Origin of the sequence: Bacteroides cellulosilyticus DSM 14838 (genome assembly GCF_000158035.1) — a bacterium.
In the GTDB taxonomy this organism is placed as follows: domain Bacteria; phylum Bacteroidota; class Bacteroidia; order Bacteroidales; family Bacteroidaceae; genus Bacteroides; species Bacteroides cellulosilyticus.
Map to the genome: position 1 here is coordinate 2170165 of NZ_EQ973490.1, position 8048 is coordinate 2178212.

The following is an 8048-nucleotide window of genomic DNA, read 5'->3' on the forward strand; positions in this document are numbered from 1 at the left end:
CAGGCTCCGCTGCCCTTAATTCCCTGCACACTAAGAGCCAATATCCTGTCAACAAGAAGTTAACTCCTTGCCGACAAGGTATTAACTTCCTGTTGATAGTTTTTACAGCTTACAAGACCCCCGCGTCAGTATCGCTATTCTGCATTTTTTTATTATTACTCTTGTAGTCGCGTCCGAAGTTGATGTTCCATGACAATGTAACACAAATCATGCGGGCAACATCATCGATGTGATACTGATAGCTGTATCCTGCATATTTGTTCCAGTCCTCCTCATTGCGTTTGTAATCCTTCTGGAAAGGATTGAACATACGCAGTCCGACATTCAACCGTTTCCAACGATATTGAAGGTCAATTGCATGTGCCTCTTCACCGGTAGCCAGAACTTCGCCAAAGAAATAATCACTATTATGCTGGAATTCAACAGAAGCTGTGAAGTTTTTATACATAAAGGTAGCAGCTACATCCCAACCGATGCTGTGCTGTGTATGGCGAAAATCAATACCGTTACTCCAATATTTACGACTTTCGATGCTTCCACTCAGTTGCAACACATTCCAAAGCATACCTACACGTCCATCCAGACCGACAGTCCAGTCCTGGAAACTGGAATGATTAGCGTAACTATGGACAAATCTATCATCCTCACGATAAATATGAGGCATGATGGCCTTATCACGGTAGTTATACTGGTTGCGCAATCCAATATCCCATTTGCCCTTACTGTAATTCAAACGGAAAGTAGAACGGTAATAAGAATAAGGTTTCAGGTTCGGGTTACCACGTTCCGACTGCAAAGAATCGGTCAGTTGCTCTACAGCACTTAACTGCGAGAGCGAAGGATTCATTGTATTGACATTTCCATTCAGTGAGATGCTCCACTGATCGTTGAAGGCATACGTCAGGTTCAGACGCGGGTTCAAAGAATAGGTTTCATAATCTTCCTGCCCTATCTGCTGAAACCATGAGCGGGTGACACCCATTCCGAGACGATAACCCAGTTTACCCCATTTACCATTATACTGTGCGTAAGCATAAGTATCAGCCTGTTTCATCTGCGAACTGTATTGCAGCGTACCATTATAATCATTATCCGTATATCCCTGAGTATGACGTACGCCTACACTCAATTTTCCTCCATCTTTAAAAGCTTTCTCATAGATACCTTCACCGATCAACGAATATTTTTTACCGCGTATCCCCGAATAGTAATCTACTACCGGCTCTCCGGACAACAATTCGGTATAGCTGCTACGATTCTTGGTATTAATATATGTACCTACGACATTGAGAGCCAGGAATTGCTTATGCTTCAGGTTTTTCTGAAAATAAAGATCCAGATAAGGACTGAGGTTGCGGTCATGATTCCACTCTTCACGATCGGTTACGGAATTGGGAAATTCTTCGGTATACAGTTTGCCTTTCATTCGTAAATCAGGATCATTATAGTGAGAAAAGCCCACGGTAGCGTTCAGCATATACTTGTCAGTCTCTTGCAGATTATAGGTTACAGCACCCCATTGTTGCAAATTCTTCTTTTTGTTTGCCTCAGCATACTGGCTGCGATGGTACTGACTACCATCTTCAAAAGTGAACGTTTCATTCTTATCGAACCATATCTCGTTGAAATATTGCAGGCGGTTACCGTAGTAAAAGCTAATCTCCGATTGCTTGAAATTTACTTTTCCCGTCAAATTATGATTGCCAAAGCCACTCTTCAGGCTTTGCATACCATTGTAACCGAAAGAGCCTCCCACTTCATAACGGCGAACGATGTAATTTACCACCGCACCTGCATCGCCATAGCGCAGACCTGGATCTTCTTGAAACTCAACACGTATAACCTCTTCAGGCAACAGGGCAGTGACTTCTTCTTTTGTAGCTTTTCGTCCATTGATACAGAGTTGTACACTGCTACCATCGGTCATGCCTACACTGCCATCCATACTATTGACACGAAGCCGGGGCAACATCAGATGGCGCAACATGTCCACACCATTGTTTGATGCACTAATTTGTTTTTTACTGGGAAATATCAATTTCTGATCTGCCCGACTCACTCTGCTGGAAGCGGTAACAGTTACTTCACCCAACTCTTGCGAAGCGTCTGCCAAAGTTAGCGTACCTACATCAGCAGTACGTTCAAAGCCTTGGAGAGAAAGATACAACGATTGATAACCAATGCTGGAAATCGCCAGCCGATAGTCTCCGGCAACGATTTTCTGAAGTTTGAATTCACCCTTTTCACCAGTAGTAGTTCCGGTTACAAAGGCAGAATCTACGGTTTGCAACACTACGTTAGCATAAGGAAGCGGTTGCTGCGCTTCATCCACCAGTTTTCCACTGATATTTTGTGCCATAAGGCTGATGCATGCAGTTAAGCAAAGCATTGACAAGATAATCCTTTTCATTTTTAATATGTAATATGTAGTAGTTTCATCATGAATCGTTTACTTAAATCAAATAAAAAGAGGAAACTCCATTGAAGTTTCCTCTTTTTATCTCGAAATTAGAGTATAGCTGATTAGCCATTAACTCTTTTTTCTTTAATTCTTGCTTTCTTACCGGTAAGAGCACGCAGATAGTACAATTTAGCGCGACGAACCTTACCTACCTTGTTCACTTCGATGCTGTCGATAGCCGGTGATTCGATTGGGAAAATACGTTCTACACCTACGGTACCAGACATTTTGCGTACAGTGAAACGCTTTTTGTCTCCATGACCGGAAATCTTGATAACAACACCACGATACAGCTGTACACGTTCTTTGTTACCTTCGATGATACGATATGCTACTGTAACAGTGTCACCTGCTTTGAAGCTCGGGTGTTGTTTACCGGTAGCAAATGCTTCTTCTGCAATTTTAATTAAATCCATTGTTATTATTCTTAAATTGTTTGATCGTTACAACGCAACATACCAGGCTTCTCTCGTAGGTCCTGACAGCGATTGCGCGAAAGCGGTGCAAAGGAACGAATTATTCGGCAGATACACAAATAATTCGCTCGTTTTTTGCTTAGCGACGATCACCTGAAGAACGGCTGGAACTACCGGAGCTGCTGCTTCTTGTTGAAGAAGAACCGCTGCTGCGTGTACTGCTTCCGGAAGAACTCCGTACACTAGAAGAACTGCTTTCCTTACGTCCGGTACTCGGTGTAGTACTGCTGCTACGGCGGGAAGAGCTTGTATTGCTCTTCGTTTCACTACTGCTATTGGTACGCGTACTGCCACTGTTAGTACGAGAGCTGCCACTATTACGTGAACTACTATTATTGGTACGCGAGCTATTATTAGTGTCAGTAGCACTACTCTTCGTACTACTGTTGGTACGACGTGAACTGCTGCTGGTATTAGTAGCTGCATTGCTGTTCGTACTTTCCCTGCGGGTAGTGCTTGGAGTGGTAGTGCGATTGCTACTTGAACTACTGCGACGAGTAGTGTACACATCATCTCTCGACGGCGCACGGTCAGAGCCGGGACGTACAGTTACAGAGCCAAAATCCGAACGGCGGTGTGTTGTATAGGATTTTGTATCACGAATTCGATACGAACCATTATAGTATGGATGTTTGTAGCGTCCGCGATAATAGCTCACATTATTATGATGCGTGCGATAGTGCCCTCCTACATACGTGCGGTAGTGATACGGACGGGGGAAATAGAAATGATTGTGGTTGGTATACGTGATATAAACACGGAAGTACCAACGGTTTCCACTGGTATAGATGGGGCGGTAAAAATACTCCGCCTGCATAAAGCGGGCATACTGTCGGCTACTAAGCACCCAGCGGAGATCGTCATTACGTACATCCAGATAGTCATAATATCGGTTAAGTGCCCACTCATTACCATATAGCACATCGTCCATTACATAGCGTACACCGGAAATGAAGTCATAGTTGATTTCATATACATCATTGTATTGTTCGGTGCTCAGGTTCAGCTCGTAAGCCATTTTATCTGTGAGGAAACGAGTCTCCTTACGTACTTTGCTATTACTCATAGCATTCGTGCCTGCGCTGCAAACAGCAGTACTCAAAGTGGCAAGCAGGATAAATAATATTCGTTTCATGATAGCGTTTTTTACTTAGTTTATGAATTGTCTATTCTTTGTTGGAAACAAAAATAGGGGAAGATTATCCCCTATCCATTTGTTTCTCTCTATTCTTATATAGGGATTTCCCTAATCCGTTTAGGACTTTGGGGATTTTGCCAATATGATGCCATCCTCTTTCAAAAGGATGAGATGTTTCTTATAGAGGTCGCCTACACCTTTCTTGAAAGTTTTCTTGCTAACGCCAAAAGTGGCATAAATGTCATCTGCCGGACTTTTATCATTCAGAGATATCTGTCCGCCATTATCCTTTATATATTGCAACAGGGTTTTCGAGAAGTCATCCACTTTTTCAAAGCCCGGCTTCTGAAGTATCAAGTCTATCTTACCATCCTCACGTACTTGCTTGATGAAAGCTTTCACCTGATCGCCGGTATGCAAGGGTTGGAATATCTCGCTATCATACAACAAGCCACCATACTTATTCTCAATGATCGCCTTGAAGCCTAAATCCGTTTTTTGCCAGATGAGGATATTCACCTCATCTCCGGCTTCATAAGGCGCTGCCTCTTTAGAAAGATAGCGGTCTACTTTGGCCGAAGCTACGATACGGTAGCTTTCATCATCCAGATGAGCATGGATAACGTATTTCTTTCCTACCTGCATCTTCATCTTCTGTTCACGGAAAGGCACGAAAAGGTCTTTCATCAATCCCCAGTTCAAGAATGCTCCATACTCATTTACCCATGCTACTTCCAAACAGGCAAATTCACCTACCTGTACCAACGGTGTCAATGTTGTGGCTACAAGGCGTTCCTCGTTATCCAGATATATAAATACATTCAATTCGTCTCCCGGCTGGCAACCTTCGGGCACATAACGCAAAGGAAGCAGGATTTCTCCATCTTCACCACCATCCAGATACATACCGAACTCCACTTCCTTGACTACCTGCAAGATATTGAATTTACCTAATTCGATGCTCATAATTTCTTTCGTTTGGGGCAAAGATAATGCAAACCGAAGGCAGTACAAAATAAGCTTGATTATTTTTAATGCTAAGGTGCAGCTTATCTTCGCTTTTAAGCAAAGATTAAGCATAAGGCATAACTTTTCAATCTAAGCCATAACTTTTTTCTATGAACAAATCTCTTGGAAAACAGTTATTTTTGTATCGGGAAACTAAAGATAAGAAAAATTATATTCACCTTTTAAATACATAAAAGTTATGGAATTTCTAACAAACGAAAAACTTACGATTGTAGGAGCCGCCGGAATGATTGGTTCTAACATGGCACAGACTGCCATTATGATGCATTTGACACCCAATATTTGCCTGTACGATCCGTATGGACCGGGACTGGAAGGTGTAGCAGAAGAGATGCTTCACTGCGGTTTCGAAGGACTGAACCTTACGTATACTTCCGACATCAAAGAAGCGTTGACCGGAGCCAAATACATTGTATCTTCAGGTGGTGCCGCCCGCAAAGCCGGCATGACACGTGAAGACCTACTGAAAGGTAATGCTGCCATTGCCGAAGAGTTCGGTAAAAATGTAAAAGCTTACTGCCCGGACGTGAAACATGTAGTAGTTATCTTCAATCCCGCCGACATAACCGGATTGATCACTCTGTTGTATTCCGGTCTGAAACCTTCACAGGTAACTACTCTCGCAGCTCTCGACAGTACCCGTTTGCGTAGTGAACTAGCCAAGCATTTCCACATTTCTCCTGATAAGGTAGAAAATTGCCGTACGTATGGCGGTCACGGAGAACAGATGGCTGTTTATGCTTCAACTGCCAAAGTAGATGGTAAACCTCTGTTGGAAATCATCGGCACACCTGCCCTTACTGCTGAACAATGGGCTGAAATCCAAAGCAAGGTAACCAAAGGTGGCGCTAACATCATCAATCTTCGCGGACGCTCTTCTTTCCAAAGCCCGGCATACGTTTCCATAGAAATGATTGCTGCCGCCATGGGTGGTAAAGCATTCCGTTGGCCTGCAGGTACGTATGTACACAGTCATGGCTTCGACCACATCATGATGGCAATGGAAACTGAAATCACCAAAGACGGTGTACACTACAAAGAGTTGAAAGGCACTCCGGAAGAGGAAGCCAAGCTGAAAGAAAGTTATGCTCACCTCTGTAAATTGCGTGACGAAGTGATTGGAATGGGAGTACTTCCGGCTATTAAGGATTGGAAAAGCATCAACCCGAACATTGACTAAATTATATATAAGGGAATATCCCCGAGAACTCCTGTTTAGACTTTCCCTCTTGCGCTCACACAAACCGGGCGCAGGGGGAATTTTCTTTTATTTTTTCAGAAATCCTTTGGCTGTATTAAAAAAACTATTTATCTTTGCACCCGCAAACGAAGAAGGTGCCATAGCTCAGTTGGTAGAGCAAAGGACTGAAAATCCTTGTGTCCCCGGTTCGATTCCTGGTGGCACCACTCGTAAGCAAAGTATCGGAATGTAGCGCAGTTGGTAGCGCACTACGTTCGGGACGTAGGGGTCGGGCGTTCGAGTCGCCTCATTCCGACACAAAAAAGGTCTGATTCTCAAAAGGAGTTAGACCTTTTTTGTTACATTCTCAATCCCCCAAACAACATTATTCTAATCCGATTCTATTATGCTTGACATCATACTGATCATATTAGGAAGTCTATGCCTCATAGTAGGCTTATTGGGATGTATCCTCCCTATAATTCCCGGACCACCCATTTCATACGCCGGTTTGTTATTACTCCATATTACAGATAAGGCGCAATTTTCTACATCGCAATTACTGATTTGGTTATTTCTGGTAGTGATAGTGCAAGTATTGGACTACTTCACTCCCATGATTGGAAGCAAATACAGCGGAGGAAGTAAATGGGGCAGTTGGGGCTGCCTGATAGGTTCAATCGTCGGAATCATCTTTCTTGGCCCGTGGGGAATTGTTATCGGTCCTTTTGGAGGAGCTTTCATCGGAGAACTCTTGGGAGACAGAAGTGCAAGGGATGCCCTAAAATCAGGTATTGGAGCACTGATTGGTTTTCTGGTAGGGACAGTGTTTAAGGTAGTAGTTTGTGGATACTTCGTGTGGTGTTTCGTAAAGGCATTGATATAATTTCACCACAGAGTGACACAGAGTCCCACAGAGTTCTGATTTCAAATTAAACTCTGTGGGACTCTGTGTCACTCTGTGGTGATTATACTATTATCGTTGTAATGTAATTCCCATCAACCCAATCACCACATCATTAGAAAGAGTTTCAAGAACGAGGTGGGAAAGTTTCTTATCAGGATTCAAGGGCATTTCAAGCAATATGGCAGCACCACCATCCAATTCACGGGAGGCACCTGGAAAGCCTAATTCTTCTCCAAAGTTATTGCTAATCTCGCCTGTTTTAAGACGCAGGCGATAAAGTGCCGGAGCATGTCGGTTGAAAGCCAGACCATCTTCAAAGAAAATATGCTCAATGGGCGCCCAGTTATCGGGATTACGCAAAGCCATCTTATCGCAAGTACCATCTTTATAATAAACACGGATCAGCCCATTGTCAATATGGCACTGCATGTGATTGGTGCTACCTGCCATAAGTAAATAGGCACGGGATGCCTTTCCTTTGAGAGAGACCGTCAAACTATCCGGATAATTATCCCACAAGGATGTGAAAGCTATATTTTGGCCCTCAGCAGGAGTACGGAAAGGAACTCCCAGCTTAGTATTCAACACTCCCTTCTGAACGGAAGAGCGAAGTCCGGAATCATCAATATCCACCGTATGCAAAGGATGGCACCATTCACCGATACCTTGCTTGGGTATCTGCAAAGTGGTATATGGAGACCGAGGTGAAAGATACTCATTACGGAATATATCTGTAACGGCAGAATTGAATTGTTCATCCATCACAACCGGTTCACACTTAGAAGAATTGACTTTAGCAAAGGCGGAGAACTGAATAGAATCATCCTTATCTGCGGACAGCGGATTATCTACAGGAA

6 protein-coding genes, 2 tRNA genes and 1 pseudogene are annotated in these 8048 nt (G+C 43.4%); 4 read left to right on the top strand and 5 right to left on the bottom strand.

Features of this window, described 5'->3' with window-relative positions:
* Positions 1 to 109: 109 nt before the first annotated feature.
* The 4 genes from BACCELL_RS12360 to BACCELL_RS12375 form a co-directional block, all read right to left on the bottom strand.
* Entirely contained in the window at positions 110 to 2410 is a 2301-nt protein-coding gene (locus BACCELL_RS12360) for a TonB-dependent receptor (RefSeq protein ID WP_044153632.1), read from the bottom strand.
* Between the two features lie 113 nt (positions 2411 to 2523).
* Complete coding sequence (gene rplS / locus BACCELL_RS12365; protein WP_007212144.1) at positions 2524 to 2877, bottom strand: 50S ribosomal protein L19; 354 nt, start codon at positions 2875 to 2877, stop codon at positions 2524 to 2526.
* A 139-nt stretch (positions 2878 to 3016) separates the two neighbouring features.
* On the bottom strand, positions 3017 to 4072 hold the full coding sequence (locus tag BACCELL_RS12370) for a hypothetical protein (RefSeq protein ID WP_007212145.1): 1056 nt from the start codon (positions 4070 to 4072) through the stop codon (positions 3017 to 3019).
* A 120-nt stretch (positions 4073 to 4192) separates the two neighbouring features.
* Positions 4193 to 5041, bottom strand: a complete 849-nt coding sequence (locus BACCELL_RS12375) for a CvfB family protein (RefSeq protein ID WP_029429028.1) — start codon at positions 5039 to 5041, stop codon at positions 4193 to 4195.
* 241 nt (positions 5042 to 5282) lie between these two features.
* Here BACCELL_RS12375 and BACCELL_RS12380 point away from each other — a divergent pair, with 241 nt between their 5' ends.
* From BACCELL_RS12380 to BACCELL_RS12395, 4 genes are all read left to right on the top strand, one after another.
* Positions 5283 to 6284 (top strand): malate dehydrogenase, encoded by a 1002-nt coding sequence (locus tag BACCELL_RS12380; RefSeq protein WP_007212147.1) that lies wholly within the window; start codon positions 5283 to 5285, stop codon positions 6282 to 6284.
* 154 nt (positions 6285 to 6438) lie between these two features.
* Positions 6439 to 6511, top strand: a tRNA-Phe gene (locus tag BACCELL_RS12385).
* 16 nt (positions 6512 to 6527) lie between these two features.
* Positions 6528 to 6600 (top strand) — tRNA-Pro (locus tag BACCELL_RS12390).
* A gap of 90 nt (positions 6601 to 6690) precedes the next feature.
* A complete protein-coding gene (locus BACCELL_RS12395) occupies positions 6691 to 7170 on the top strand; it encodes a DUF456 domain-containing protein (RefSeq protein WP_007212148.1) in 480 nt (159 codons plus the stop codon).
* Positions 7171 to 7260: 90 nt separating this feature from the next.
* Here BACCELL_RS12395 and BACCELL_RS12400 read toward each other — a convergent pair.
* Positions 7261 to 8048 (bottom strand): annotated as a pseudogene (locus tag BACCELL_RS12400) (DUF4450 domain-containing protein); the annotation flags it as partial.